The sequence below is a fragment of the Polyangium jinanense genome (genome assembly GCF_028435265.1).
In the GTDB taxonomy this organism is placed as follows: domain Bacteria; phylum Myxococcota_A; class Polyangia; order Polyangiales; family Polyangiaceae; genus Polyangium; species Polyangium jinanense.
Genome location: NZ_JAGTJK010000019.1, coordinates 152,888 through 177,542, shown reverse-complemented (window position 1 = coordinate 177,542; position 24,655 = coordinate 152,888). Strand labels below are relative to the sequence as shown.

Below are 24,655 nucleotides of genomic sequence, written 5' to 3'. Positions count from 1 at the left end.
CTCGCCCTCAGCGCGCGGCGAACGTCATGTTGAAGACGGGCAATTCCTTGTCGCCGCCTTCGTGCTTCACCGTGCGCTTCGTCGCGTAGAGCGCATCGAGCACCGCGACGATCTCCCGGAACGGCGTGCGGTTGTCCGTGTGCAAGATCGCCTGATCGAGCTTCTTGTCGCTCGGATCGCGGTGATTCGCGTTCGCCTGCCACTCCGCCGCGAGCTTCTTCTCGAGGTCGGGGTATTGCACGAGCTCGCCCACCTGCTGCGAACTCTTCGGAATGCGGACCTCGCTCACCACGGTCGCGCCCTGCTTCCACACGAGCGCGAAATCACTCTCGCCGATGTGCACGTTCAGCACTTTTTCCGGCGGGATGACGGTGAGCGGGTCCGGGCTCGGAGGCCCGGGGACCTGCGCGTCCGCATTGATGCGCGAATTCGTCACCCAGACGGCCGTGATGAGCAGGAACGCGATCGTGCACATCAAGAGGTCGATGAACGGGACCATGTTGATCTCCGCATTCGTCGCCTTCTTCTTGCCGCCCTCGCTGCCAACGTCGACGCCGCCCATGGTGAATCTCCTTCTCCTCCGTCGTGCGCGACGTTCGGGGTCGCGCTCGGGGAACGGCGAGAAGACATCGACCTCGGCGCGAGGTTCCGAGTTTTTTCGACATCGGCGGGCCGGGAGGTGTTTCCGGTGCGGCTACGATTTTCCGCTCGGTCAGGATCGATGCATGTTGGCCATGATGCGGGCGCCATCCATGTCGAAGCGGAAACGCAGCGGGCGCAGGCCCCGGGCGATCATGGTCTCGAGCACGCGGCGTCGATCCTGGGGGCGGACGTAAAACATGAAGAAGCCGCCGCCGCCCGCGCCCATCAGCTTGCCGCCGATCGCCCCGGCGTTCCGCGCCGCCTCGTAATGCTCGTCGATGACCGAGTCCGTCATCTTCGAGGCGAGCTTGCGCTTGTGCGACCAGTGCACGTGCAAGAGCTCGCCGTACTGATCGATGTCGCCGCTCGTGAGGATCCGGTAGGTCTCGTGGCCCATCTCCTTGATGCGGTGCATCGACTCGATCACGGGCGGCTCGAGCTCGCGGAGCCTCTGGCCCTGCTCGCTGAGGACGATACGCGCCGGGCGCTCGATGCCGGACCAGATGATGACGAGGTTCGATTCGAGCTCGTCGAGCACCTCGTCCCGGACGGGCACGGGCTCGACGTGCACGGTGCCGTCGGGGTTGAAGCGGAAGGCCGTGACGTTGCCGAAGGCCGAGATGTACTGGTCCTGCTTGCCGATGGGCTCGCCGAGCCGCTCGATCTCCAGGGTGCACGCCTCCTCGGCGAGTTTTTCCGAGGAGACGAACTCACGCTTGTACGTGTGGAGCGCGTTCAAGAGCGCGACCGTGAACGCGCTCGACGAGCCGAGGCCCGAGTTCGCCGGAAGATCGGCCACGCTCGTGAGCTCGATCGAATGGTCGATGCCCGTCATTCGCAAGGCTTCGCGAAAGATCGGGTGCTCGACGCGATCGACGCTGGAGACGATCTCGGTCTTCGAATACGCGAGGCGGATGTCGCGGTGGAACCGCTTGTTCGCCGTGACGTAGATGTATTTGTCGATGGCCGCGGAGACCAGGTATCCCCCGAAGCGCGTCGAATACGCCGGGAGATCGGTACCTCCGCCGCCGAGCGAGAAGCGCACGGGCGCGCGAGAAACGATCACGTGGAGACCTCCGCCCGGGCGCCGAGATGCGCTTCGAGCTCCTGATAACCGGATTCCGATCCGATTTCGTAAAACCTTTGCGTCACGACGAGCGCCCGGAGCGCGCCCTCGGCGGCGAGCCGGGTGAGCACGGGGGCGAGGTCGCTCGGACCTTCGGGCAGCGCCGCGATGACCTCGCGGCGGAGCGCGATCGCGCCGTAGTCGATGTGATCCAGGGCGGGATCTCGCGCCTCGCCGGGCTTGCGTTTCTGGTAGCGGAGGACGCGGCCGCCTCCGATCTCGCAGTTCGAATCGTCCCAGCGATCCGCATTGCGGTAGACGGACATCGTGCCGCGCGCCTCGGGGTGCGCCTCGAGATCGGCGAGCGGCGCGGCGTAGTCGAAGGGCAGGTACGAGTCGCCGTACGTCACGAGGAACGCCTCGCCGAGATGCGAAAGCGCGCGCCGGATCGCGCCCGCCGTGCCGAGCCGAGTTTCGCCCTCGTCGGCGTAGACGACGCCGAGGCCGAACGTCGCGCCGTCCCCGATGGCCGTGCGGATCACGTCGCCGAGGTGTCCGATGCAGAGCACGACCTCCTCGTAGCCTGCCTCGGCGAGCCGCGCGAGCAGGTGATGTCCGAACGGACGGCCCGCGATCGGGAGGAGGAACTTGGGCATCTCGAGCGTGCGCGGGTACATGCGCGTGGCGAGGCCTCCGCAGAGGACCACGGCTTGTCGGCGCGCGGGCGGCGCGAGGGGAGCGTTCGAAGGGACGTTCGGCACGGCGCGGGCGGGAGCTTAGTCGGGTTTGGCCGCCGAGGAAAAAACACGCGGACGCCCGGAGCGGTGAAACCCCGTCCGGGCCACATTCCCGTAGATTTTTCGCTTCGGGGGTCGATACGCGGTGCGGCAAACCGGGAGGGTCGGGCATCGAACGAGAGCGCATAGGCTAGAGAGAGCCCCGGGGGACGGGAGCGCGGTTCGGCTTTCCGAGCAAAGCCCCCGAGGGTCGAGAGGGGGGACGTGTACGATGAACGAGCCGTCGTTCGCGCGTGTATCGGTGGGAGACGTGCTCTTTGGGAAGTACCGGGTCGAGCGCGTCCTCGGCGTCGGCGGCATGGGGATCGTGGTCGCGGCGAGGCACACCCAGCTCGACGCGCTCTACGCCGTGAAGCTGATGCATCCCGCCGAGATCGGGAACCGGCAAGCGCTCGCGCGCTTCTTCCGGGAAGCCAGGGCCGCCGCGAAGTTACGTAGCGAGCACGTGGCGCGTGTCTTCGACGCAGGGAGGACGCCGAGGGGCATCCCGTACATCTTGCTCGAGTACCTCGAAGGCAGCGATCTGCAGCAGATCGGCAAGAAGCGCGAGTGTTTGCCCGTGGCAGAAGCCGTGCTCTACGTGATGCACGCGTGCAACGCGCTCGTCGAGGCCCACGCGGCCGGCATCATTCACCGCGATCTGAAGCCGGCAAACCTCTTCCTCACCCACAGACCCGACGGATCGCCCTGCGTCAAGGTGCTCGATTTCGGCATCTCGAAGCGCTGCGACGCCCGCGCGCCCTCGGGGATGACCCGGACGACCGACATCCTCGGCTCGCCGCTTTACATGTCGCCGGAGCAGATGCGCTCGACGCGGGACGTCGACGCGCGGACGGACATCTGGGCCCTCGGCGCCATCCTGTACAGGCTGCTCGCAGGAGAAGCGCCTTTCGCGGCGCGCAGTCTCTCGGACGTGTACGAGGGGATCCTGGAGCGAGAGCCACGGCCGCTCTCGGTGCGTCGGCCCGACGTGCCGCCGGCCCTCGACGCGGTGGTGCGCCGCTGTCTGCGGAAAAACCCCGACGATCGTTTTCCCTCGGCGCTCGAGCTCGCCGCCGCGCTCGCGCCGTTCGTGCCCGAGGAGGAGGCGCCGCGCAGCCTGCGCAAGCTGAGCCGGGCGTCCTTGCCCTCGTCGCCGGCCGTGACCGTCCTGCCCGCGACGCTCCCCACGGATCCAGCGCCGGACGACGTGCCGACGTCGCCCGACTGCCGCGCCGCGATGAAGAGCGTGCCGACGCTCCGCTCCATGCAGGAGCCGCCTCCGCCGAGCTCGACATCCGAGCCGACGGGAGCCGCGTGGGGCGGGACGTGGACGGTTTCCGCGAGGGCGCGGGAGCACGGGTCGCGCGTGGTGGTCGCGGCGCTGCTCGTCGCGGCCCTGGTGGGCGGCGGGACGGGCATCTGGGTGTCGCGAGAGGACCGGATCCTCGTGGCGCGTGCACACCCCGCGAGCGCCGCGGTCGATGATGGGGCGCAGGCGACCCCGCCGAACCTCGCGCCCGTCGCCAAGGCGCTCGCCGCGCCCGCGGTCCCGTCCGAGAGCCCGAAGGTGCCCGCGCCGCAGGCCATCGCCGGCCTCGAAGGATGCGCAGACGAGGCGGAAGCCCCGCAACGCGACGACGCGCAAGCCCGCAAGAAAGAGCCGCCCAAGCGAGCGGCCGATCCTTTTGGTCGTTCACGCAAATGAAACTTCATCTTCGGAAGAGTTCGATCCTCCTGGTCTCGGTCGTCTCGATGATCGCATCGTTCGCGGGGCCCGTGGCGGCCGAGGGAACACGCGAGCCGCTCGCGGAGGAGCGGGCGGAGGCCTTGTTCCGACGCGCGCTCGAGCTCATGGACGAGGGCAAATTCGCGCGGGCCTGTCCGATGCTGGAGGAGAGCCGGCGGCTCGATCCAGCGATGGGGACGATGTTCCGTCTGGCCGAGTGTTACGAGCACACGGAGCGGCTCGGCGAGGCGTTCATGCTCTACCAGGACGTGGCGAACCAGGCGCGGCAGCGTCACGCCGAGGATCGCGCCGAGGTCGCGCGGGCGCGGCTCTCCGCGCTGAGCCCGCGGGTCGCCGTGGTGAACATGAGCGTGCCCGAAGAGGCCCTGCGCGATCTAGGGTTCGCCATCACCTGGGATGAACGCTTGATCGATCGGACCCTGTGGAACGCGGGCATCGTCGTCACCACAGGAACCCACGTGCTCGAAGCAACCGCGCCGGGGAAGCGGCCGTTCCGGCGCGAGATCGCGGTGGCAGAGGCGGGGACGCTGGTCGACGTGGAGGTGCCTCCGCTCGTGGACGAGGTCACGCGGCAGCTCATCGTGCTGCACCCCGAGCCGCTGCCGCGGCCGATGACCTTCGAGGATCGGCGGTTTCTCTCGCTCGGGGCGCTCGTCGTGGGCCTCGGCGGGCTCACCATGGCCTCAATCGCGGGGCTCTCGACGTGGTTCGAGACGAACGGAACGGCCGGCGAGCCAGAGGCAGCGGGGGCGCCCGTGTCGAACACGGCAGCGATCGTGGGGATGAGCCTCGCAGGGGCGGGGCTGTTCGCGGCGGGGACGCTCTGGCGCCCGGCGCCGGCCGGGGACGTGCGGTTCGCGATCGCGCCCGGGCCGGGCGGCGGGGCAGGGGTGGTTCAGCTTTCCTTCTGAAGCGTAGCGCCGGGGTTTCACCCCGGGCCCGACCAGGGGCTATCCGCCCCTGGACCTGGACCAGGGCGCAGCCCTGGACCTTTGGTGCATCGGCCGCGATGCGGCCGATGCAAAGGCGTCTGCGTCAGGGGGCGGGGAACCTCGCGAGATAAATGTCGCAGTCGCCCGCGGTTTCGAGCGGTCCCTGGCCGAAGTCGATCGTCCCGTAAAACGAGCCAGTGATGGCCGCGGCGCCGGTCCGATCCACGGCGACGCCGCCGGCGAGCTGGTAGCTCGCATCGCCGATCGCGCGGCTCTGGACGTGTTTGCCCGTGGCGTCGTACCGCGCGAAGTAGACGTCGGTCTGTCCGGCCGCTTCGAGCGCCAGGCCGCCGAGGTTCACCGCCTCGGTGAACGTCCCCGTCATGACGAGCCCGCCCTTCGGATCGGCCGCGATCCGGGGCGCCGAGTCGTCCCACTCGGCCGAGGTGAGCCGGAACGTGCGCGTCCAGAGCTCGGCGCCGGTAGGATCGAGTTTTCCGAGGAAGAGATCACGTCCCTGGCTGGCGAGCTCGCCGCTGCCGAAGTCGAGCCGACCCTCGAAGAGCCCGCCGAAGAAGATGTTTCCCTGCGCGTCGGTGGCCACGGCCTGGATGACCTGGTCCGCGACGTCGCCGAAGGTCTTCGTGAAGACGTGGTTGCCGTTCGCGTCGAGCTTCACGAGCACCGCGTCCACGCCGCCCGCGATCGTGGTCGGCCCGCCGCCGAAATCGACCGGCGCGAGCATGCCGCCGCCGAGGAGGACGTTTCCGCTCGCATCCACGGCCACATCCATGCCGGACTCGAGGCCCGCGCTGCCGAACGCTCGGGCCCAGACGACCGCGCCTTTCCCGTCGAGCTTCGCGACGAACACGTCCGTCGCGCCCACGCTCGTGAGCGTTTCGCTGCCAAGGACGAGCGTGCCGCTGAAACTGCCCGTGACGACCAGCGTGTCGCCTCCGCCGGCGGCCATCCCGGACACGGTCGCGCCGAGCATCGTGCTGTAGACGTGCTTCCCGTCCGCGTCGAGCTTGCCGATCGCCGCGCCCGCCGCACCCGCGGGCGTGAGCAGCCCGCCGCCGAGATCGATCTCGGATTGCGTGTTCACCGCGACGACCCACGCACTCTCGCCGGCCGCGACGATCCGCGGGACGCCGTCTTGCGAGGCCGATCCGAAGCGCACGCTCGTGCCGGGTTTGCCTTCGGCGTCCCACGTGGCGAACGCGATGTCGGTGCTGCCGGCGGAGACGAGCGGGCCACCGCCGAAATCGACCGTACCCTCGAACGTCCCGACGAGGGCGACGTCGCCGCTCGCGCTCGTGGCCACCTCGATGCCGCGGTCGCAGCTCGCGCCGCCCGCGCGGAGGCTGAAGGCGTTTCCTGCGGGCGGAGCCTCTTCGGTGGGGGTGCAGCCGACGGCGAGGGCCGCGCAGGCGAGAAGCAAGGTCGGTATCTTCATCATGCGTATCCTTTCGGAAGAAGTGGGGGCGTGTTCGGCCCCGCGACCGAAGGATACGCGTTTCTCGATGCCCCTCAGGGCGCGGGGAAGCCCTGGGCGAGGTCCGCCGGGGTGACCGGCGTTCCCCAGATGTCACTCACGATCGTGCTCACGAGATCCGGCCCGGCTTTCACCTGCGTCGTTCCGAAGTCGTAGGCGGCGACGCGTGGATCGAGCAGGTCCGCGAGCGCGGGCGAGGCGTACGTGATGTCCTTGCCGTCGACCTGGGCGTCGTGGACCGTCTGGAAGAAGACACGCAGCGCGGCGTCGTCGTAGTAGGCGAGCACCACGTCGGATTCGTTCGCGAGGGAGAGGTGCAGGTGCAGAAACCCGAGCGTTCGTGACGACGGGAAACCAGGCTCCTGCTCCAGCGCGCCGTGGGCCAGGTGAATCGCCGCGTAATCCACGGGCGTCCTGCGACGCCAGAAGAGCCCTCGCGCCTTGTCGCTGCACGTGGCCAGGAACGACTCCGTCTGCCCGACGGGCACCAGCGTGTCCCAGTCGTCCTGCGGGATCATCACGTCGCCGTCGAGCCCCTCGCAGAGCGCATCGCGCCGCCATTTTTCGAATGCCGCCTCGTTGTCCGCAGGTGGGCCGCCCGTGGTCGCCTCGATGCGCCGACGATATCCCTCGAAGAAGCCGAGTTCGTCCTTGTACGGATACACCGCGGGGAGCGTAGTTTTCCAGTAATCGTAGAAATCGACGAAATCGGTTGGGGGATTGGCCGCGGTCACGGCGCGGATCGACTGCCCTGCGGGGCGCCTGCCGATGCCCGCGAGCGCCATGAACCCGCCCCAGGAGTTGCCATGCACGCCGATGCGCTCGGCGTCGAAGTCGGCCGCGTGCGCCGCGATGTAATGGAACGGCGCGGCCGCGTCGGCGGCGTCGTCCGTGAGGTCACCGCCCGCATAAAAACGGCCGAACGCGACGATCACGGCGTGGCCGTTCAGCAAGTGAAAGGCTTCGCCCTGGATCTGCGTCTCCGCGGGCACGAAGCCGTACGCGCAATTCTCCGTCGACGGTGGATCGAGCGGCGCGTCCGTGTCCGGATAGAAGCTGAAGGGCCCGGCGTTCTCGGTCGCGTGGCGGGTATCGACCTCCTCGCCGGTCCAATCGATCCCCGTGTACGGCGCCATGTCGACGATGACCGGGGCCTTCGTCTTCGCGGCCGGGATCACCATCAGATACGACGTCCCGCCGTCGGATCGATGTGCGGCGACGAGCGTGGCCTCGTAGGTCGTCATGTCGAAGGTCGCGCTGCGCGTGCCGAGCGTCTCGAATTCGTAGGTGATCGCGCCTGAACCGCCGCCGCCGCCCGCGCCGCCGGCGCCGGATCCGCCCGATCCCGCGGAACCACCCGCGCCCGAAGGCTCATTCCCCCCGCACGCCGCGAGCAGCCCGAACAAACCGACCAAGGAAAAAAATCGCATGACACGAGCATACCCCGGGCAGGGAATTCGAGGTGCGCCCGGTTGCAATGCCTATTGACTTCCCAGCCTGATCTCTGGTACCCAGGATCTTAACGAACGATCGTTCAGTAACCCGGATCGCGGTCGAGGTGAACGATGTCGCACATCTACGTCGACGGGTGTGAGATTCAGTACGAGGTGAAGGGGCGAGGGGAGGTCGTGCTCCTCTTGCACGGCCTCGGTTCGAGCCTGCTCGATTGGGAGATGCAGGTCCCGGCGCTCGCGGAGCGGTACACGGTCGTCACCGTCGATCTGCGTGGCCACGGTCGGTCGGGGAAGCCCGCGGGTCCCTATCGGATCGCGACGTTCGCCGCCGACGTGGCCGAGCTCCTGCGACGGCTCGCGCTCGGCCCGGCGCACGTCGTCGGTTTCTCGATGGGCGGCATGATCGGCTTTCAGCTCGCCGTCGACGCGCCCTCGCTCGTCCGGTCGCTCGTCGTGGTAAACAGCGCCCCGGCCTTCGTGCCGCGCACGTGGCGCGAGCACCTCGCGGTCGTGCAGCGCCTCGTCGCTTTGCGCGTGCTCGGCGTGCGAGGGTTTGCCCGGAAGATCGCCTCCATGAACTTCCCGCGCTCGGACCAGGCGGCGCTGCGCCAAAAGCTCGCTGCGCGGCTCGGGCAGAACGACGAGGCCGCATATCTCGCCTCGACCAAGGCGATCCTCGGCTGGAGCGTGGCCGAGCGGATCGGCACGATCCGGTGCCCGGTCCTCGTCGTCACGGGAGATCAAGATTATACCCCGGTCGCGGCAAAGGAAGCCTACGCCGCCCGGATTCCGCGGGCCCGCGTGGCCGTCGTCGAAGGCTCGCGGCATTGCACGCCGATCGATCAACCAGAAGCATTCAACCGGCTCTTGCTCGAATTTCTGGAGGAGCAGGCGACGGCGCCGGCAGAACACGCGGAGGTTTGTCATGGTACGTGATGCTTGGCGATTCCTGGTGCCTCTCGTCGTCCTCGCGGGCGGGTGTAACATCAACATCGAGCCGCCCGGCGAAGGCCCTGAGGCCGCCTCGGGCTCCAGCAGCGGCGTCGGCGGAAGCAGCGGCGTCGGCGGAAGCGGCGGCGTCGGCGGAAGCGGCGGCGCTGGCGGAGGCGGCGACGTTGGCGGAAGCGGCGGCGTCGGCGGAGACGGTGGTTCCGCGGGCGCGGGCGGCGGCGCCGGGTCGCGCTGTACCGTCTCGCCCCAAGAGGTCGCGTGTCCTTACGAGACGCAGAGCATCCCGGCGCAATCGGGGATCCTGCGGGACGTCGCCTGGCAGGTGCCGCTCGGGACGCCGCCCGCGAAGGGTTTTCCCGTCGTGCTCCTGTTCCAGGGCTCGTTTTACGGTCCCTCGATGATGTTCAAGGGCGCCGTGGATGGCCCCCACGGGGTCTATCACCTGGCGCTCACCATCAAGGGGCTCCTCGACGCCGGGTACGCCGTGCTCGCCCCGGAGGCGCATGCGGAGGGCTCGACGTTCTGGGACACGAACGTCCCCCCGTATTCGATCGCCTGGTCGACCGCGCCGGACCACGACTTCATGCTCTCGATCTTCGACTCGATCGCCGCGGGCTCGTTCGGTCCGCTCGACGCGTCGCGCATGTACGCGACGGGGATCTCGAGCGGCGGCTACATGACGAGCCGGATGGCCGTCAGCTACCAGGGGAAGTTCCGCGCGCTCGCGATCCACTCCGGGTCCTACGCGACGTGCAGCGGCCCGATTTGCATCCTGCCCGACGCGCTGCCGGCCGATCACCCGCCGACGCTTTTCCTCCACGGAGAGGCCGATCTCGTCGTCCCCATGAGCACGATGGAGAAGTACAACGCGCGCCTCGTCACCGAGGGCAAGGAGACGCGCGTCGTCACCGAGCCGGGCGTGGGGCACGATTGGCTCGCGGCCGGCCCCGAGGAGGTCGTCGGCTGGTTCGATGCGCATCCCTGAGACGATCTCGTTGACAGAAACGAACGCTCGTTCAGACAATCGGCCCATGAGTTCCCTCAGGGCCTCTCGTTTGCGGGCTGCCAAGGCGACCCTCCCTCCGTCCTCCGTGCCCGACGGCACGCGACGGCGCATCCTGGAGGTCGCCTTGCAGCTCTTCGCGAACGAGGGCTTTCACGGCACCTCGGTCCGCGACGTGGCGAAGGCGCTGGAGCTGCAGCCGAGCGCGCTCTACGCGCACTTTCCCTCGAAGGACCACGTCCTCGCGGAGCTCGTCCGCGTGGGCCACGAGGTGCACGCATCCGGCCTGCGGGCGGCGCTGGCCGGTGCGTGCGACGATCCGATCGAGCAAATCTGCGAGCTCGTCCGGGCCCACACCCTCGTGCACGCGAATTATCCGCACCTGGCCGTGGTGGTCAATGAAGAAATCTACGCCCTGACCGCCGATCTCGCCGCGCCGGCGCTCGCGATTCGCGCGCAATCGATGGCGCTCCTCCACGGGGTCCTCGAGCGAGGCGTCGCGATGGGTCGGTTTTCCGTGCCCGACAAGGCGGCGACCGCCGCGGCGCTCTCCGCGATCGGCGTGCGGATTCCGTACTGGTACGAGCCGTCCGGGGCGCTCTCGCTCGACGCGCTCGCCGACGTACATGTCGAACTCTCGCTTCGAATGCTACGCGCCTACCGGAGCCCTGACGGACGGAGGGCTTGACCGGCGCTCGCGTAGAATTCGAGGGGAACGACGGCGAAAGCCAGCAAAGAGGAAAACGGTTTCCATGAACGGCGAACGATTGCATATCGGGCCGTGGCCGCGCCACGCCCTCTTCCTTATCCATGAGCTTGATGATCGCGGGTTGCGGCGGTGAAACCGCGCCCGCGCCTTTCATCGCCCCGGCGCAGGCCGCGCAGGAGGCGGATCTTCCGGTGGGGATCGATTCGCTCGTCGCCACCCAGCAGGCGAAGCTCCTGGCGAGCGACGGGGCCATGAACAACCGCATGGGCGGGGTGGTCGCGATCGAAGGGGACACGGCGCTCGTAGGGGGCTACGGCGGCGCCAACGCAGCCTACGTGTTCGTGCGGAACGCCGGCGTCTGGACCGAGCAGGCGAAGCTCGTGGCGAACGACAGCACGGCGATCGATCAATTCGGCAGCGCGGTCGCGCTGTCGGGGGACATGGCGCTCGTGGGCGCCCTCGGCAAGGGCCCGGGCGCAGCGTACGTGTTCGTGCGGAATGCGGGCGTCTGGACCCAGCAGGCGAAGCTCGTCGCGAGCGACGGGACGACGGGCGATTGTTTTGGCAACTACGTCGCATTGTCGGGGGACACGGTGCTCGTGGGGGCGTATGGGGACGACCCCAAGGGCGAAAGCAGCGGCGCGGCCTACGTGTTCGTTCAGAATGGAGGCGTCTGGACCCAGCAGGCGAAGCTCGTCGCGAGCGACGGGGCCATGCAGGACTATTTCGGCGATTCGGTCGCGCTGTCGGGGGACACGGCGCTCGTGGGCGCGCTCGGCGACGACGACAAGGGATCTTACTCCGGTTCGGCGTACGTGTTCACGCGGAGCGGCGGCGTCTGGACCGAGCAAGCGAAGCTCCTGGCGAACGACGGGGCGGCGACCGATGCATTCGGCGATTCGGTCGCGCTGTCGGGGGACACGGCGCTCGTGGGCGCGTATGGGGACGATGACAAGGGCATGGATTCCGGCGCGGCGTACGTGTTCGTGCGGAATGGGGCGACGTGGGCACAGCAGGGGAAGCTCCTGGCCCAGGACGGGGCGGCCGGCGATCAGTTCGGCGCGGCTGTCGCGATCGCAGGGGAAACGGCGCTCGTGGGGGCGTACCTGGACAGCGACCAGGGCGCGGAGGCCGGCTCGGCCTACGTATTCGTGCGGAGCGGCGGGGCGTGGGTCGAGGAGGCGAAGCTCGTCGTGCAGGGCGGGGCGGGGGACCAGCTTGCTTCGTCGGTCGCGCTTTCGGGAAATACGGCGCTCCTCGGAGCGCCCAGTGACGCAGACAAGGGCGAAAAGGCCGGCGCTGCGTACACGTTCGTCCTCGCGTCGAGCCTGGGGGATGCGTGTGCGACCTCCGCAGAATGCGCGAGCGGCTTCTGCGTGGACGGCGTGTGCTGCGACACGGCTTGCGGCGGAGGCGCGACCGGCGATTGCCAGGCGTGCAGCGTCGCGGCGGGAGCGGCGGAGAACGGGACGTGCGCGCCGCTCTCGGCCGGTGTCGAATGTCGTGCGTCCGCAGGCGTGTGCGATGTGGCCGAGGCGTGCGACGGGCAAACCGTGGCGTGTCCCGCGGACGGTTTTGTGGTGGATGGAACTCCCTGCACGGACGGCGTCTGTGAAGCCGGCGCGTGCATGACGGGAATGGGCGGTATGGGCGGCGCCGGTGGTATGGGCGGCGCCGGTGGTATGGGCGGCGCAGGCGGCGCCGGTGGTGTCGGTGGCGCAGGCGGCGCAGGCGGTATGGGCGGCGCAGGCGGCGCCGGTGGCGCCGGCGGCGCAGGCGGCGCAGGCGGCGCAGGCGGTATGGGCGGCGCAGGCGGCGCAGGCGGCGGCGGTACGACCGGCGGCCAAACCTCCGAGGAGAGCGGCTGTGGATGCCGGACGTCCTCGCAGACCGGAAGCGCGCCCGCGCTCTCCATGCTCGCGCTTGGACTCCTCCTCGCATCGCGAAGGCGCGTCCGGCGCGCGTGACGCCTAGCCCCTCTGCTCGCTAGCCCCCGTCCTCACCGCGCGCGAATCGCTCGATCGCCCGCACCTCGTCCACCGGCAAAAACGGCAGCACTTCCTCCACCGCGCCCGGCTGCATCGGCGCCGCGCCGAGCCGGAGCGCCGCCGCCTTGCCCACGGCCGCGACGAACGGGCTCGGGCTCATGCAAAGCGTGAGTACCTCCGAAAGCAGCTCCCGCGTCCTCAGCATGGCCGCGAGCATCGCGGCGAGTGGACCCTCGTCCACGGCGCGCCGATGCCCAACGAGCGCGCCCCGCAGGATCGACGCCGTCTCGTGCCCCGGCGTCCGCGACGCCACCCCTCGATACCCCGCCGCCGGCATTCCGAGCTGCGCCGCTCCTTCCGGCGACTCCAGCATTCGCCGCGCCCGGCCCAAAAGCTCCGCGAACGTCGCCTGCGTCCCTTCGATCGACACCGCGCCGTCGAGATCGAGCGCCACCGGCTTTTTCGCCGCCGCGACGTACCCCGCGAAAGCCACCGGCAGTACCGTGATCGGCGCCGAAGCGGGACAAACCGCGCGATACGTCCGGCCGTCGACCTCCACGAAAAACATCTCCACGGAGCTGTCCTCGCTCACCGCGACCGTGCGGTGCCGGATCTGCGAGATCCGCGGCCACGGGAGGACCTCCGGTTTGCCCTCGGGATCCAGCACGAACCCCCACGGCTCGATCCGCATGGCCACGCGGCGGCCGAACGGGCTCAGATCTTTGGCGATGACGATGCCTCGAAGGGCCCCGACGAGCGGGAGGCCGAACGCGTACCAGGCACCACCTTTGCTGACGGCGTAAATCCCTGCGCTCACGCCCGCGAGGACCACCGTATTCACGGCGGCCTGGATCCACGGCCCCGCCCCGGGACCCGGCTCGAGCTCCACGTGGCGCAGCTCGTCGATGACGACCACGCGAGGCTCGGGGCGGGCAAGCAGCTTGGTCATTGGCAATCGTATTTCTGGTAGCTCACGCCCTGCTCGGTCCGCACCGAATACACGACGCCGCCCTCGTCGAGCACTGCCATGTCGCGGAACGTCTCCTCGGGCATCGTATTCACGGGCAGGACCGCCGTGCCCGTCGGAATGCCCTTGAGCGGCTCGTGGCAAGACAGGACCACGGACTCCTGGTCGTTCTGCACGAGCAACGTCGCCAGGTAAATGGTCCCCGTCTTGTCCGTATCGAGCAGCAAGATCCCGCGGATCTCGCTCCCTTGCCGGATCTCGCGCGTGTACCGGTGCTGCATCGTCGCCCGATCCACCGACGAGATGTACATCCGCCCGGCCTCGGGCTCGATGATCCCGGCTTTGATGTAGCTCAACCCGTCGCGCGTCGGCCGGCCCGGGACCTCGGTTCGATCTACCGGCTGCCCGTCGGTCGTCCCGATTCGAAGGAGCGGGCCGTGTTCCTTTTCGACGTACACGTCCTTGCCGTCGACGAACACCCCCGTGACGAATCCGAGCTCGTCGAGTCCCTCGCCCTCGAGCGGCACCTCGCCGAGCACGCCGCCCTTCTCGTCGTACATCACGATCGATTTGCTGTTGAATCGATCCAGCACCGCGACCTTGCCGTCATCGGTCACGGCCATGTCTTGCGCCGCTTCTTGTTCCTTCAGCGGGATCACGGATTCGGGCTTGCCGTCCGGCCCGACACGCACGACCCGGCCATTGACCTGATCGAGCACGAACATGTTGCCCTTGGCGTCCATCGCCAGGCTCATCGGCGCCTCGGGGTTCGCCTCGTCCGGGCGCGACCGGCCGAGCTCGTTCATCCGGCTCCCGCCCCACGTCGCCGAAAACAGGACCTCCGGCCCCTTCTCCGACGGCGGCGCCGACGCATCCACCACGATGGTCACGGCCGAACCCATGGGCCGCGGCGCGTCCTCCGGCGAGGTCCCCGATGCGGGCTTTTCGCCGTTCGGGTTCGCCGGCCGCGCCTCCTTCGACGTCCCGTCGCCCGAGCACCCGCGCGCCACCACCACACCCGCGGCAGCCGCGGCGAGAACGGCCACGAGCGCCACCACCTTCTTGCGCATGGGCCCGTTCTACCAGAGCCGCACACGCAAGGAAAAGCCCGCGCCAAACACCAGGCTGGATCAACAAAGATCCACCCGGTGGGGAAAGATGGATCCAACCCTGGAATGGGAGGGTCGCCGCGCAGAATCCCAAGTCGCCTTACGCCGTCCCGATCGGTTCCATCATCGCCGAAGTTTTCGCTCGTGGTTGCGGCATTGGTCGTGGAAAACCCCTGCGCGAGGCCATGGACGCGTCTGGCACGAGGCTTGTACGATGGCCTTTCCACGTCCAGGAGCCAAAGCCCAATGAAGACCAACGCTCGCCGCCTGTCGCTGTCGATTGCAGCCGCCGCCATCGCCCTTGGAATGGGTATGCTCCCCGCATGCTCCGGGGACGACTCGTCCGAGGAGCTCATCGGCGCCAACGAGGATCTCGGCTCCACCAGCGAAGGCGTGGCCGGCACGATCGCCGTCGGCACGACCCTCAAATCGACGACGGACGTCAACCTCCGCACCGGCCCCGGGACGAGCTACTCGGTCCTCCACGTCGTGCCCACGGGCGCGAAGGTCACGGTCGAGGCCGCCGACCCGAAGAACGGGTTTTACAAGATCAAGCACGACGGCACGGTCGGCTGGAGCTCCGGCAAGTATTACACGACGGTCTCCTCGGGCGGCGGCAGCACGGGCGACCTGAGCGCCGCACAGCAGGGCGCGATCAACCGCGGCAAGTCCATGAAGGGCTTTTCGTACTGGTGGGGCCACGGCCGCTGGAAGGCGGACGGGCCGACCTCGTCGACGAAGGGCTCCTGCTCCGGGAGCTGCCCGAACTGCTCGCACAGCGGCTCGTACGGCGCGGACTGCTCGGGCTTCGTCGCCAAGGCCTGGAAGGTCCCCTCGTCGAACGACGACATCACGGTGGACTCGCACCCCTATGGCACGATCCACTTCGTGAAGGACTCATCGAACTGGAAGACGGTCTCGCGCTCGAACGTGAAGCCCGCCGACGCCCTGGTGTACAACTCGGGCGGCGCCGGCCACATCATCCTCTTCGAGAAGGGCGACGGCTGGGGCTCGATGTACGCCTACGAGTGCAAGGGCTGCTCCGCCGGCTGCGTCTACGGCCTGCGCACGGCCTCCTCGTCGTACAAGGCGATCCGCCGCGCCGGCTGGTGAAACGGCCGGGGTCCGGGGCTGAGCATTGGTCTCATCCTGGGAGGCGCTGCGCTGGGGCTTTGCCCCAGGCCCCACCAGGGGCTATCCGCCCCTGGACCTGGACCAGCGCAAGCGCTGGACCCGGGGTCGATGAACTGCGCAACGCGCAGTTCATCGAACAGGCCAGGTCAAGACCAACGACAACCCTGCCCCCCAAGACGCGGCGCTGACGATTCAACAGGCAACGTGCCCGTCGCCAGCGCGGCCTGTTGGAAGAACTGCGCATCGCGCAGTTCTTCCACGAACGGTCCAGGGCTTGCCCTGGTTCGGGTCGAGGGGCGAACAGCCCCCGCGGGGCCCGGGGCAGCGCCCCGGCGTGGCGGCCCCAAAAAGAGACCAATGCTCAGGGCTCAGCGCCCCCCGGACCTCGTTTTTCGTGACACACCATTGCGGGATCGCATCGCGTGTGCGATCCCGGCTTTGAGCGTCCCTTTCGTCACGATTGATCCAAGCTCGGCGCCGAGCTCGACCAAGGTCCGCGCCACCTCGGGCCGGATCCCCGTCAGCACGACCTCCGCCCCGAGTAGCGACACCGCTTTCGCGGCCTTCACGACGAGGTCCGCCGTCTGCGCCTCGACCTCCGGCACGCCCGTCACGTCGAGGATCACTGCGCGCGCCCCCGTCTGCGTCACGCCTTCGAGCAGCGTCGTGAGCACCCGATCCGCGCGCCGCTCGTCGAGCCCGCCTACCAGCGTCATGGCCAGGATCTCGTCGTCGATTGGCACGAGCGGCGTCGAGAGCGCGAGCAGGCTCTCCTCCTGCGCCTCGAGCACCCGCTCCCGGAGCTGGGCGTCGGTTCGCTCTGCCTCGGCGCGCTTCAGGTCCGTGATGTCCATCGTCACGCCGCGCAGGCCAATCGACGCCCCTGACTCGTCCCGGATCGCCGTCATCCGGCAGTTCACCCAGAGCGTCCGGCCATCCTTGGTGATCCAACGATAGGCGGACGAACCGCTCCCCTCCACCGAGGCGCGCTCCGCGTCGGCCTGGGCGTGCGCGTGATCCTCGGGGTGAACGAGCACGCGCCAGAAATCCGGACGCCCCCAGTCCTCGGGCGTGTACCCCGTGATCGGCAGGACCGCGTCGCTCACGTAGTTCGTCCGGTTCCCGCTGGGATCAACGACGAAATAACTCTCCCACGCGACGCCGGGTACGTTCGCGACGAACCCGTCGAGCCGCTGCCGGAGCGCGCGTTCTTTGAGCAGGACCTCCTGCGCGTTTTGCTCGGCGCAGGCGCGCCGGTTCACGTCGAAGACCACGCTGTGGAGCTTGGCCGGGCGCTCTTCTTCGGCCGGCTCGTACAGAAAGTGTGTATCGACCCAGGTATGACCGCCGCCCTTGCGCAGCATTCGATGCGGCGAGAGGTGCGACTCGCCGTCCTCGAGAAAACGCATCGCCTCCGCGTTCGCCTGGGCCCGATCGTCGGGGTGAATGATCGACGTGAAGAAGTCGGGCGAGCCCATGCAGTCCTCGACCGAATAACCGAGCAACGTTTGAAGCCCGATTCCGCCGATGAACGTGGGTCGAAAGACGCCGGAGGGCACCTGTTCGAACTCCAGGACCACCCCGGGCACGAGCGCGATGAGGTCCTCGAGGACGGCGGCGCGCTCCTCCGCGAGCCGCGCCCGCTCCTCTGCCGCCGCGAGTTCGGCGCGCAAGGACTCGATCGTATCGTTCGACTGCCCCATGGTCTGGATGCTCCTCCGGAAGAATTTGACCATACCAGAACTGAATCCAGGGCTCGGGCTTTTTCGGGGGGCGAGGGGCGCGGGCGGGGGAGGCGACGGGCGTGACGGATCACGGCCGAGCGTGCGCCCCTTTTGCGTCGCTCGTCCGCTCGCTGCACACGTGGCGAGCGGCATCGCGCGTGCATTGACGGCAAGCCGAGCAGAAGGTCCTCCGGACCCGCGCCCGAGGGGGCGTCCCCGCGCGCCGGATCTCGCGTCGAAAGTCGCGTCCTCCGAAGGGGACGCCCCCCTTTTTTCCGCGAGATTCCTCTAGCCGAAGACCTCGCGCGTGAGCGCCTCGATGGCCATGCGTACGGCGTCGTCGCTGGAATGGCGCACCCGGAAGCCTTTGGCCGCGAGCTTGTCCGGGCTCATCGAGGAGCGGGGCACGTCGCCGGGCCAGCCGCGATCGCCGCCGGTGAAGCGGATCGTGGCGTCGGGGTAGGGGGAGGTCTTCACGCAGAGCTCGGCGATGCGGGCGACGGAGGTCTGGTCGGGCGGGGCGAGGTTGTAGAGGCCGAGCCGCTCCTCGGCATGATCGAGCCCGAAGAGCATGCCGTCCGCGCAGTCCGAGACGTGGAGGTAAGGCTTGGATTGCCGGCCATCACCGAGCACTTCGAGCTCGGTCTTCCGGTCGCGTAGTTTTTTCAGGAAATCGAGCGCGGCGCCGTGGGTGCCGCGGGGGCCGACGACGTTGCCGAAGCGGAAGATGGTCGCGTGCAGGCCGAAGCACTCGACGAACGCGCTGATGAGCGCCTCGCCCGCGAGCTTGCTCGCCCCGTAGAGCGAGATCGGCAGGTGGCCGATGTGGTCCTCTTTGCACGTCTCCGGCGTGTCCCCGTAGACCGTGCCCGACGACGAGAAGACGAGCCGGGGGACGCCGGCGCGGCGCATCGCTTCGAGCACGTTGTATGTGACGATCGTGCCTTGTTCGAGGTCGAGCCGGGTCCGCTCGAGGCCCCAGCGCGCCTCGGGGTTCGCCGAGAGGTGGAAGACGACGTCGTGGCCGGCGGCGGCCGCCGTGAGCCGCTCGAGGTCGAGCGCGTCCGCCTCGACGAGCGTCACGCGCCCCGCATCCAGATGTTCCTTTACGAAGGCACGTTTCCCGACGGAAAGGTTGTCGTACACGGTCACGGGCCCGCGCCTGACGAGCCGGTCCACGAGGTGGCTGCCGATGAACCCGGCACCACCGACGACGAGCGTCTTCATGTGTTCTCCATCCCTGAGACGTGCTCGATCCGTGCCGCGAACTGAAGCTCGTCGCGTGTGACGAGCCGCATCGGCGTGTCGTGGATGCGCAGCGGCCAGCGGAGCTCGGTGATGCGCCCGCGCGCTTCTCGCACCATGTCGATCCACTGGGCCGGCGAGAAGTACGTCCCCCGCACGAGCACGCCCGCCTCCGCGTTGCCCACGACGTCCATCGCCAGGAGCAGCGCCTCCGAGACCGCGCCGAAGCGGAAATGATCCTTCACCAGCACCGCGCGCGAGGCCACGCGCAGGCACTCGGCGAGCACCTCGGAGGGCGCCTCGCAATGATGCAGGACGTCGGAGATCGTGACGATCTCGAACGCGCCGTCCGGGAACGGCAGGCGCCGGCCGTCGTAGGGCACGACCTCGATCACCGTGCGGGGACGAACCAGCACGTCGACGCCCGCGACGCGGCGCGCGCCCACGCGCTGCGCCACGGCCGCGGCGATGGCCCCGTCACCCGCGCCCACGTCGAGCAGCGATACCGCCTGTCCTGCGAGCTCGGCGAGCGCGTCCGTGATGCGTCGAGCCCGCGGCATCGTCACGGCGCGCCGGTGCAGCGCGAAGAGGGCCTTGTCGATCCCCAGCACGGACGGCGGCTTAGCCGAGGCGGCCCGGCGTGGCAACGTGCTAACGTCCGCGACGCTCGTGGACAAGGCCGCCCTCTCCCTTCCGCGCCGTTTGCTTGCCGCCGCGCGGCGTGATCCGCCCCGCGCCATCGCCGCGCTTCTCGCGGGCCTATCGATGCTCGCGGCCGTCGTCGTGGTGCTCTTGCCGTGGCTGCTGAAGACGCACACGTTCGGCTTCCACGACTGGGACGTGCAGACCTCGCACCGCTACCTGGTCAAGAAGAGCCTGCTCGATCACCACGAGATGCCCTTCTGGAATCCGTACGCGTGCGGAGGATTTCCCGCGTGGGGGTACGTCGAGGCGGGAACGATCGTCGTGTCGCCGTGGCTCCTCGCGTACCTGTTTTTGCCGATGAACCTCGCGATCCGGATCGAGGTCGTGGGCATGGCGCTCCTCGGCGCGGCGGGCGCGTACGCGGCCGGATCGCGGTTCACGAAGAGCCATGGGGCGCGGGCGCTCGTGGCCGCGCTCTGGGCGGTGAACGGGCGCTGGGCGCTGCAAACGGCCTCGGGCCACACCTGGCACCTCGCCTACGCGTTCCTCCCGTGGGCGCTCTTCTTCTTCGAGCGCGCGCGACAGAAGCCGCACCGCGCCCTCGACGTCGTCTTGCTCGGGGCCACGTTCGCCGCGCTCGTCTACACGGGTGGCATCTATCCGCTCCCGCACACGGTGCTCGCGCTGGGGCTTTATGCGATCGTGCTCGGCGCGCTGGAGAAGAGCGCGCGACCGCTCGTCGTGCTCGGCGCTTCGGGCCTCTTCGGCGTCGCGCTCGCCGCGCCGAAGCTCCTGCCGATGCTCGATGTCTTCGGCAAGGCGCCGCGGCTCGTGCCTTCGACGGAAGCGATCGACATGGGCGCGCTCTTCGCGATGCTCACGGCGCCCGATCAGGGCTTTCATTCGCGGCCCGTGCGCGTGCCGGCGTACGGGTGGCACGAGTGGGGGATGTACATCGGGCTGCCCGGCGTGCTGATCCTCGCGTTCGGGCTGCTTCTCGTGCAGGGCAAGCGGGAGGCGGCGCTCAAGGTGGTGGGCGCGATCTTCGGCCTGCTCGGGCTCGGGGCGTTTCACCCGAACGCGCCGTGGACGCTCCTGCACGAGCACGTGCCGGTGTTCCGATCGCAGCACGTCCCTTCGCGGTTCCTCTATCCGGCGGTGCTGATCCTCTCGATCGTGGCGGCGAGCGGGATCGGTCGGCTCGTGGAGCGGGCGGGCCGGCGGCGGCCCTTGCTCGACGCGGCGCTCGCGGCGGTCGTGTTTCTCCTCGGGATCGACGTGGCGCGGGGGGCGCAGAAGCCCATGACGCAGTCGATGTGGATGGTGCCGCCCGATCACATCCCCGCGAACCGGCCCTTCCATTTCGAGAAAAACCCGCCTTTCCAGTACAAGCAGCGCGACTGGGCGGGGCCGATGTACCTCGCGATGCTGGGCAACACGGGCGTGCTCGATTGTTACGGTGCGCCGCCGTTCGAGCGGAAAGGCGCGCTCGCGTCGGACGACGGGCGCCACAAGGGCGAGGTCTTCGTCGCGGAGGGGGCGGGGACGGCGAAGCTTTCCGATTGGAGCCCGAATGCCGCGACGATCGAGCTTTCCGGCGCGGAGGCGGGGGCGCTCGTCGTGTACAACATGAATTACGACGAGGGCTGGCGGGCGTCGGCGGGCAAGGTGGAGAACGTGGACAACCGCGTGGCCGTGCGATTGCCCCAGGGCGTGACGACGCTCTCCTTGTGGTATCGGCCGCCGGGGTTCGTCCCGGGGCTCTTCGTGGGGATCGCGGCGCTCGCTGCCGCGATCGCGCTCGTGCGCGCGGAAAAACGCGAGGACGAGGGGAAGGTGCAGGGATGAGGTGGCCGCGTGTGGCGCTCGGGGCCTTCGTGGCCCTCGGGATCGTCGAGCTCGTCGGGTTTTTCGTGTCCTCGCGGCGAAAGCCCGATTTCGCGGATTGGGCCGCCCTCATCGGACCCGTCGCCGAGGAGCGAAAGCAAGGCGAGCTCGTGGTGGTCGCGCCGTCCTGGGGCGAGCCGCTGGCACGGCAAGCACTCGGCGACGAGATCTTTCCATTGCGCGACGTGGCGCGGCCAGACGTGTCGCGTTATCGCACGGCGCTGGAGATCTCCGCGCTCGGGGAGACCTCGCCCGAGCTTTCGGGCTTTCGCGAGATCGGCCGGCGCGAGGTCGGGCCCTTCGTGATCCGGCGGCTCGAAAACCCGAGCCCCGCCGCGGTCGTCTTCGATTTCGTCGACGGCCTCGGCCCCACGCAGGCGAGCGTGCACACGACGAGCCCCGAGGCCCTGTGCCCGTGGACCACGAACGCCCGCGTCCTCGCCGGCGGCCTCGGCGGCCATCCCACGTTCCCCGCGGCGCGCTTCGAATGCCCTGGCGGGCCGTTTTTCAGCATCGGCCCGACCGTCATCGCGGACCAGGATTTCCGCCCGCGCCGCTGCCTCTTCGCGCACCCGCCGGCGCGCGGGGAGGTCGTGACACGTTTTTCGGGCGTGCCGCTCGGCAATGTGATCCGCGGGCATGGCGGGATGTACTGGATCATCGAGCGGGAGCGGAAAGGCGCGCCGGTCGCGCTCGCCGTGCGCGTCGACGGCGAGGAGATCGGGCGCTGGGAGCATCGCGACGGTGATGGATGGGCGGCGTTCGAGATGCCGCTCGGCGCCCACGCGGGCAAGAAGAGCGCGACGGTGGAGTTTTTCGTGTCGAGCAAGAACCACGCGCACCGGCACTTCTGCTTCGAGGCGGACACGCGATGAGCGGGACGAAGCTCACCTGGAAGGACGATCTCGTCGCGGCGCTGCTCGCGGGCCTCGTGATGGTCGTGCTCGTCGCGACCGTGGGAAACCTCGGCTATGCGCGTGACGAGGGGTTTTACTTTCACGCGGCCGATAGTTATCGCCGGTGGTTCGAGCTCCTCTTCGAGAACCCGCGGGCCGCGTTCGAGCCGAAGGCGATCGACAATGCGTGGCGGGTGAACAGCGAGCATCCGGGGCTCATCAAATCGCTGTTCGCGCTCTCGAACCTGTTCTTGCAGAAGAAGTGGCATCTCTTCGCGATGGAGGGGACGAGTTATCGTTTCCCGGGGATCTTCCTCGCGGGTGCGGGCGTCGCGCTCGTCTATCGGTGGGGGACGGAGGCACGCGGGCGGATCGCGGGGCTCTTCGCGGCGATCGCGCTCTTCTGCATGCCGAACTTCTTTTATCACGCGCACCTCGCCTGCTTCGACGTGCCGGTCGTGACCATGTTCCTTCTCGCCACGTATTGCTTCTGGAAGGCGATGCGGGAGGGCGGGTCCCGCTGGCCGATCGCGGCGGGCCTCGCGTTTGGCCTCGCGCTCGATACCAAGCACAATGCGTGGTTCTTGCCGATCCTCGCCGTGACGTACGTCGCGCTTTGCCTCGTGCGCGACCGGCTGACGGGCGGCGACATGAAGGAGACGCGGACGAGAGCGCTCGCGGCGCTCGGGGCGATGGCCGTGCTCGGGCCGCTCGTGATGTACGCGCTCTGGCCGTGGATCTGGCGGGACACGTTCGCGCGGCTCGCGGCGTATGCGTCGTTCCACCTGAATCACGAGTATTACAACATGGAGTTCCTCGGGCGGACGTACTGGACGCCGCCCATGCCGCGCCTGTATGCGCCGCTGATGACGGCGGCGACGGTGCCGACCGTGACGCTCGCGCTCTTCGCCTTGGGCCTCGTCGTGCGGTCGCGGGCGCGGATCCAGGCGTTTTTGCGGGCGCGGGCGGGCAAGGTCGCGCGGCGCGAGGGCGGGGAGACGGACCTGCTCTGGCTGATGGCGATCGGCATTTCGTACGGCGCCTGGCTCCTGCCGAAGACGCCCATCTTCGGCGGCACGAAGCACTGGATGCAGGCGTATCCGTTCCTCGCGCTCTTCGCTGGGGCAGGGGTGTCGTGGCTCGTCTCCGTGCTCCGCGTTGAGCTTCGGAAGCTGAAAGCGGGAAGCGTCCGCAAATTCGCGCATGGGCCGGCGGCGGCGATGGCGCTGCTCCCGGTGCTCTTGGCGGCGCCGATCGCGGAGACGGCAGCGTCGCATCCGTGGGGGCTCTCGAATTACGTGCCGCTCGTGGGCGGGGCGAAGGGCGCGGCGACGCTCGGGCTCAATCGGACGTTCTGGGGGTATACGACAGGCGCGGTGGTGGATTACCTGAACCGCGAGGTGCCGCGGGGCGGGACGGTGTACATCCACGATACGGCCTGGCCGTCGTGGGACATGCTGCAAAAGGATGGCCGGCTGCGGAAGGACATCCGCGGGGTCGGCACGGTGCACGAGGCGGAGTTTGCCCTCTACCACCACGAGCAGCACATGCAGGGGCAGGAGTATCAGGCCTGGGTGGCCTACGGGACGGTGCAGCCGGCGCACGTGGCCGGGCTGCAGGGGACGCCGGTCATCTGGATTTATCGGCGGAAGGGGCGGTAGGACGGGAGCCGCCGCCGTCATTCCCATCCACCCGCTTGATCGGCCGGGCCGGATTCCCCGCCACGACCCACCCCGCCGCGACATCCTTCGTGACCACGCTTCCCGCGCCGATCACCGCTCCGTCCCCGATCGTCACCCCCGGCAGCACGATCGCGCCGCCCCCGATCCAGACGTCGTCGCCGATCCGGACCGGCTTCGCGAACTCGCGCCCCGACGCCCGCAGCGCCGCGTCGAGCGGGTGCGTCGCGGTATAGATGTGCACGCCCGGGGCGAGCAGCGCGCGGTGGCCGATGTCGATCCGATTGCAATCGAGCAAGACGCAGCCGAAGTTCATGTAAAGGTTGTCGCCGGCGTGGATGTTCACGCCGTAATCACACCGGAATGGCGGCTCGATGAACGCCCCGCTGCCGAGCGTGCCGAAGAGCGCATCGAGGATCTCGCGCCTCAGGGCGGGCTCGTCCTCCGGGACCTCGTCGTAGGCCCGGCTGAGGCGGCGCGCATGGGCGCGGGCGGCCACGAGCTCCGGGTCGTCCGGTCGATAGAGTTCCCCGGCCAGCATGCGTTCGCGCTCGGACATGCGTGTGTCCTAGCGCCATGCCCGGTCCCCGTCCATACCCGTGC

At 68.9% G+C, this 24,655-nt stretch carries 21 protein-coding genes; 10 read left to right on the top strand and 11 right to left on the bottom strand.

The genetic code is table 11. The annotated features are described in order from the left end of the window. Nucleotides 1–7: 7 nt before the first annotated feature. From KEG38_RS29570 to KEG38_RS29560, 3 genes are all read right to left on the bottom strand, one after another. Nucleotides 8–562 carry an ExbD/TolR family protein gene (locus tag KEG38_RS29570; protein ID WP_272423246.1) on the bottom strand — a complete coding sequence of 185 codons (555 nt, stop codon included), beginning with the start codon at nucleotides 560–562 and terminating at the stop codon, nucleotides 8–10. A gap of 150 nt (nucleotides 563–712) precedes the next feature. Continuing rightward, a complete protein-coding gene (locus tag KEG38_RS29565; RefSeq protein ID WP_272423245.1) occupies nucleotides 713–1,708 on the bottom strand; it encodes a GHMP family kinase ATP-binding protein in 996 nt (331 codons plus the stop codon). Further along, nucleotides 1,705–2,469: a sugar phosphate nucleotidyltransferase gene (locus KEG38_RS29560; protein ID WP_272423244.1), complete on the bottom strand. Its 765-nt coding sequence runs from the start codon at nucleotides 2,467–2,469 to the stop codon at nucleotides 1,705–1,707. Before KEG38_RS29560 ends, KEG38_RS29565 begins: the two co-directional genes overlap by 4 nt. Nucleotides 2,470–2,716: 247 nt before the next feature. On the opposite strand from KEG38_RS29560, the gene KEG38_RS29555 reads away from it, so the two are divergent. Further along, nucleotides 2,717–4,192: a serine/threonine-protein kinase gene (locus KEG38_RS29555; RefSeq protein WP_272423243.1), complete on the top strand. Its 1,476-nt coding sequence runs from the start codon at nucleotides 2,717–2,719 to the stop codon at nucleotides 4,190–4,192. Next, on the top strand, nucleotides 4,189–5,145 hold the full coding sequence (locus tag KEG38_RS29550; protein ID WP_272423242.1) for a tetratricopeptide repeat protein: 957 nt from the start codon (nucleotides 4,189–4,191) through the stop codon (nucleotides 5,143–5,145). Before KEG38_RS29555 ends, KEG38_RS29550 begins: the two co-directional genes overlap by 4 nt. Nucleotides 5,146–5,269: 124 nt before the next feature. Here KEG38_RS29550 and KEG38_RS29545 read toward each other — a convergent pair whose 3' ends face one another. Together KEG38_RS29545 and KEG38_RS29540 are read right to left on the bottom strand one after the other, a co-directional pair. Beyond that, the gene (locus KEG38_RS29545; protein ID WP_272423241.1) at nucleotides 5,270–6,625 is read right to left on the bottom strand and encodes a hypothetical protein; all 1,356 of its coding nucleotides are present in this window, start codon (nucleotides 6,623–6,625) and stop codon (nucleotides 5,270–5,272) included. A gap of 71 nt (nucleotides 6,626–6,696) precedes the next feature. Then, nucleotides 6,697–8,091 carry an alpha/beta hydrolase family protein gene (locus tag KEG38_RS29540; RefSeq protein ID WP_272423240.1) on the bottom strand — a complete coding sequence of 465 codons (1,395 nt, stop codon included), beginning with the start codon at nucleotides 8,089–8,091 and terminating at the stop codon, nucleotides 6,697–6,699. Between the two features lie 135 nt (nucleotides 8,092–8,226). Between KEG38_RS29540 and KEG38_RS29535 the strand changes: the two genes are divergently transcribed. From KEG38_RS29535 to KEG38_RS29520, 4 genes are all read left to right on the top strand, one after another. Then, a complete protein-coding gene (locus KEG38_RS29535; RefSeq protein ID WP_272423239.1) occupies nucleotides 8,227–9,051 on the top strand; it encodes an alpha/beta fold hydrolase in 825 nt (274 codons plus the stop codon). Then, entirely contained in the window at nucleotides 9,041–10,051 is a 1,011-nt protein-coding gene (locus KEG38_RS29530) for an extracellular medium-chain-length polyhydroxyalkanoate depolymerase (RefSeq protein WP_272423238.1), read from the top strand. The genes KEG38_RS29535 and KEG38_RS29530 overlap by 11 nt, the downstream gene beginning before the upstream one ends. Before the next feature lie 46 nt (nucleotides 10,052–10,097). Then, nucleotides 10,098–10,757: a TetR/AcrR family transcriptional regulator gene (locus tag KEG38_RS29525; protein WP_272423237.1), complete on the top strand. Its 660-nt coding sequence runs from the start codon at nucleotides 10,098–10,100 to the stop codon at nucleotides 10,755–10,757. A gap of 122 nt (nucleotides 10,758–10,879) precedes the next feature. Further along, nucleotides 10,880–12,745, top strand: a complete 1,866-nt coding sequence (locus KEG38_RS29520; protein ID WP_272423236.1) for an MYXO-CTERM sorting domain-containing protein — start codon at nucleotides 10,880–10,882, stop codon at nucleotides 12,743–12,745. Nucleotides 12,746–12,764: 19 nt separating this feature from the next. On the opposite strand, the gene KEG38_RS29515 is transcribed toward KEG38_RS29520, so the two are convergent. Beyond that, nucleotides 12,765–13,715: a hypothetical protein gene (locus tag KEG38_RS29515; protein ID WP_272423235.1), complete on the bottom strand. Its 951-nt coding sequence runs from the start codon at nucleotides 13,713–13,715 to the stop codon at nucleotides 12,765–12,767. Next, nucleotides 13,712–14,803: an NHL repeat-containing protein gene (locus tag KEG38_RS29510; RefSeq protein WP_272423234.1), complete on the bottom strand. Its 1,092-nt coding sequence runs from the start codon at nucleotides 14,801–14,803 to the stop codon at nucleotides 13,712–13,714. The genes KEG38_RS29515 and KEG38_RS29510 overlap by 4 nt, the downstream gene beginning before the upstream one ends. 285 nt (nucleotides 14,804–15,088) lie before the next feature. Between KEG38_RS29510 and KEG38_RS29505 the strand changes: the two genes are divergently transcribed. Further along, entirely contained in the window at nucleotides 15,089–15,955 is an 867-nt protein-coding gene (locus tag KEG38_RS29505) for an SH3 domain-containing protein (protein ID WP_272423233.1), read from the top strand. Nucleotides 15,956–16,344: 389 nt separating this feature from the next. Here the strand turns inward: KEG38_RS29505 and KEG38_RS29500 are convergent, their stop codons facing one another. The 3 genes from KEG38_RS29500 to KEG38_RS29490 all read right to left on the bottom strand — a co-directional run bounded on the left by KEG38_RS29500 (nucleotide 16,345) and on the right by KEG38_RS29490 (nucleotide 19,556). Next, complete coding sequence (locus tag KEG38_RS29500) at nucleotides 16,345–17,679, bottom strand: PAS domain-containing protein (protein WP_272423232.1); 1,335 nt, start codon at nucleotides 17,677–17,679, stop codon at nucleotides 16,345–16,347. Nucleotides 17,680–17,988: 309 nt separating this feature from the next. Next, nucleotides 17,989–18,927, bottom strand: a complete 939-nt coding sequence (locus KEG38_RS29495) for an NAD-dependent epimerase/dehydratase family protein (protein ID WP_272423231.1) — start codon at nucleotides 18,925–18,927, stop codon at nucleotides 17,989–17,991. Further along, the gene (locus KEG38_RS29490; protein ID WP_272423230.1) at nucleotides 18,924–19,556 is read right to left on the bottom strand and encodes a methyltransferase domain-containing protein; all 633 of its coding nucleotides are present in this window, start codon (nucleotides 19,554–19,556) and stop codon (nucleotides 18,924–18,926) included. The genes KEG38_RS29495 and KEG38_RS29490 overlap by 4 nt, the downstream gene beginning before the upstream one ends. A 37-nt stretch (nucleotides 19,557–19,593) precedes the next feature. Between KEG38_RS29490 and KEG38_RS29485 the strand changes: the two genes are divergently transcribed. From KEG38_RS29485 to KEG38_RS29475, 3 genes are read left to right on the top strand one after another with little or no spacing between them, the layout of a single operon-like run. Next, nucleotides 19,594–21,438, top strand: a complete 1,845-nt coding sequence (locus KEG38_RS29485; protein ID WP_272423229.1) for a putative glycosyltransferase family protein — start codon at nucleotides 19,594–19,596, stop codon at nucleotides 21,436–21,438. Then, a complete protein-coding gene (locus tag KEG38_RS29480; RefSeq protein ID WP_272423228.1) occupies nucleotides 21,435–22,352 on the top strand; it encodes a hypothetical protein in 918 nt (305 codons plus the stop codon). Before KEG38_RS29485 ends, KEG38_RS29480 begins: the two co-directional genes overlap by 4 nt. Next, the gene (locus KEG38_RS29475; RefSeq protein WP_272423227.1) at nucleotides 22,349–24,034 is read left to right on the top strand and encodes a glycosyltransferase family 39 protein; all 1,686 of its coding nucleotides are present in this window, start codon (nucleotides 22,349–22,351) and stop codon (nucleotides 24,032–24,034) included. The genes KEG38_RS29480 and KEG38_RS29475 overlap by 4 nt, the downstream gene beginning before the upstream one ends. Here the strand turns inward: KEG38_RS29475 and KEG38_RS29470 are convergent. Then, nucleotides 24,003–24,611: a sugar O-acetyltransferase gene (locus tag KEG38_RS29470; protein WP_272423226.1), complete on the bottom strand. Its 609-nt coding sequence runs from the start codon at nucleotides 24,609–24,611 to the stop codon at nucleotides 24,003–24,005. The genes KEG38_RS29475 and KEG38_RS29470 overlap by 32 nt on opposite strands. Between the last annotated feature and the right edge of the window lie 44 nt (nucleotides 24,612–24,655).

Coding starts and splice junctions, on each gene's coding strand:
- KEG38_RS29570 (WP_272423246.1), bottom strand. CDS start 562: ATGGGCGGCGTCGACGTTGGCAGCGAGGGCGGCAAGAAGAAGGCGACG.
- KEG38_RS29555 (WP_272423243.1), top strand. CDS start 2,717: ATGAACGAGCCGTCGTTCGCGCGTGTATCGGTGGGAGACGTGCTCTTT.
- KEG38_RS29550 (WP_272423242.1), top strand. CDS start 4,189: ATGAAACTTCATCTTCGGAAGAGTTCGATCCTCCTGGTCTCGGTCGTC.
- KEG38_RS29545 (WP_272423241.1), bottom strand. CDS start 6,625: ATGATGAAGATACCGACCTTGCTTCTCGCCTGCGCGGCCCTCGCCGTC.
- KEG38_RS29540 (WP_272423240.1), bottom strand. CDS start 8,091: ATGCGATTTTTTTCCTTGGTCGGTTTGTTCGGGCTGCTCGCGGCGTGC.
- KEG38_RS29535 (WP_272423239.1), top strand. CDS start 8,227: ATGTCGCACATCTACGTCGACGGGTGTGAGATTCAGTACGAGGTGAAG.
- KEG38_RS29530 (WP_272423238.1), top strand. CDS start 9,041: ATGGTACGTGATGCTTGGCGATTCCTGGTGCCTCTCGTCGTCCTCGCG.
- KEG38_RS29525 (WP_272423237.1), top strand. CDS start 10,098: ATGAGTTCCCTCAGGGCCTCTCGTTTGCGGGCTGCCAAGGCGACCCTC.
- KEG38_RS29520 (WP_272423236.1), top strand. CDS start 10,880: ATGAGCTTGATGATCGCGGGTTGCGGCGGTGAAACCGCGCCCGCGCCT.
- KEG38_RS29515 (WP_272423235.1), bottom strand. CDS start 13,715: ATGACCAAGCTGCTTGCCCGCCCCGAGCCTCGCGTGGTCGTCATCGAC.
- KEG38_RS29510 (WP_272423234.1), bottom strand. CDS start 14,803: ATGCGCAAGAAGGTGGTGGCGCTCGTGGCCGTTCTCGCCGCGGCTGCC.
- KEG38_RS29505 (WP_272423233.1), top strand. CDS start 15,089: ATGAAGACCAACGCTCGCCGCCTGTCGCTGTCGATTGCAGCCGCCGCC.
- KEG38_RS29500 (WP_272423232.1), bottom strand. CDS start 17,679: ATGGGGCAGTCGAACGATACGATCGAGTCCTTGCGCGCCGAACTCGCG.
- KEG38_RS29495 (WP_272423231.1), bottom strand. CDS start 18,927: ATGAAGACGCTCGTCGTCGGTGGTGCCGGGTTCATCGGCAGCCACCTC.
- KEG38_RS29480 (WP_272423228.1), top strand. CDS start 21,435: ATGAGGTGGCCGCGTGTGGCGCTCGGGGCCTTCGTGGCCCTCGGGATC.
- KEG38_RS29475 (WP_272423227.1), top strand. CDS start 22,349: ATGAGCGGGACGAAGCTCACCTGGAAGGACGATCTCGTCGCGGCGCTG.
- KEG38_RS29470 (WP_272423226.1), bottom strand. CDS start 24,611: ATGTCCGAGCGCGAACGCATGCTGGCCGGGGAACTCTATCGACCGGAC.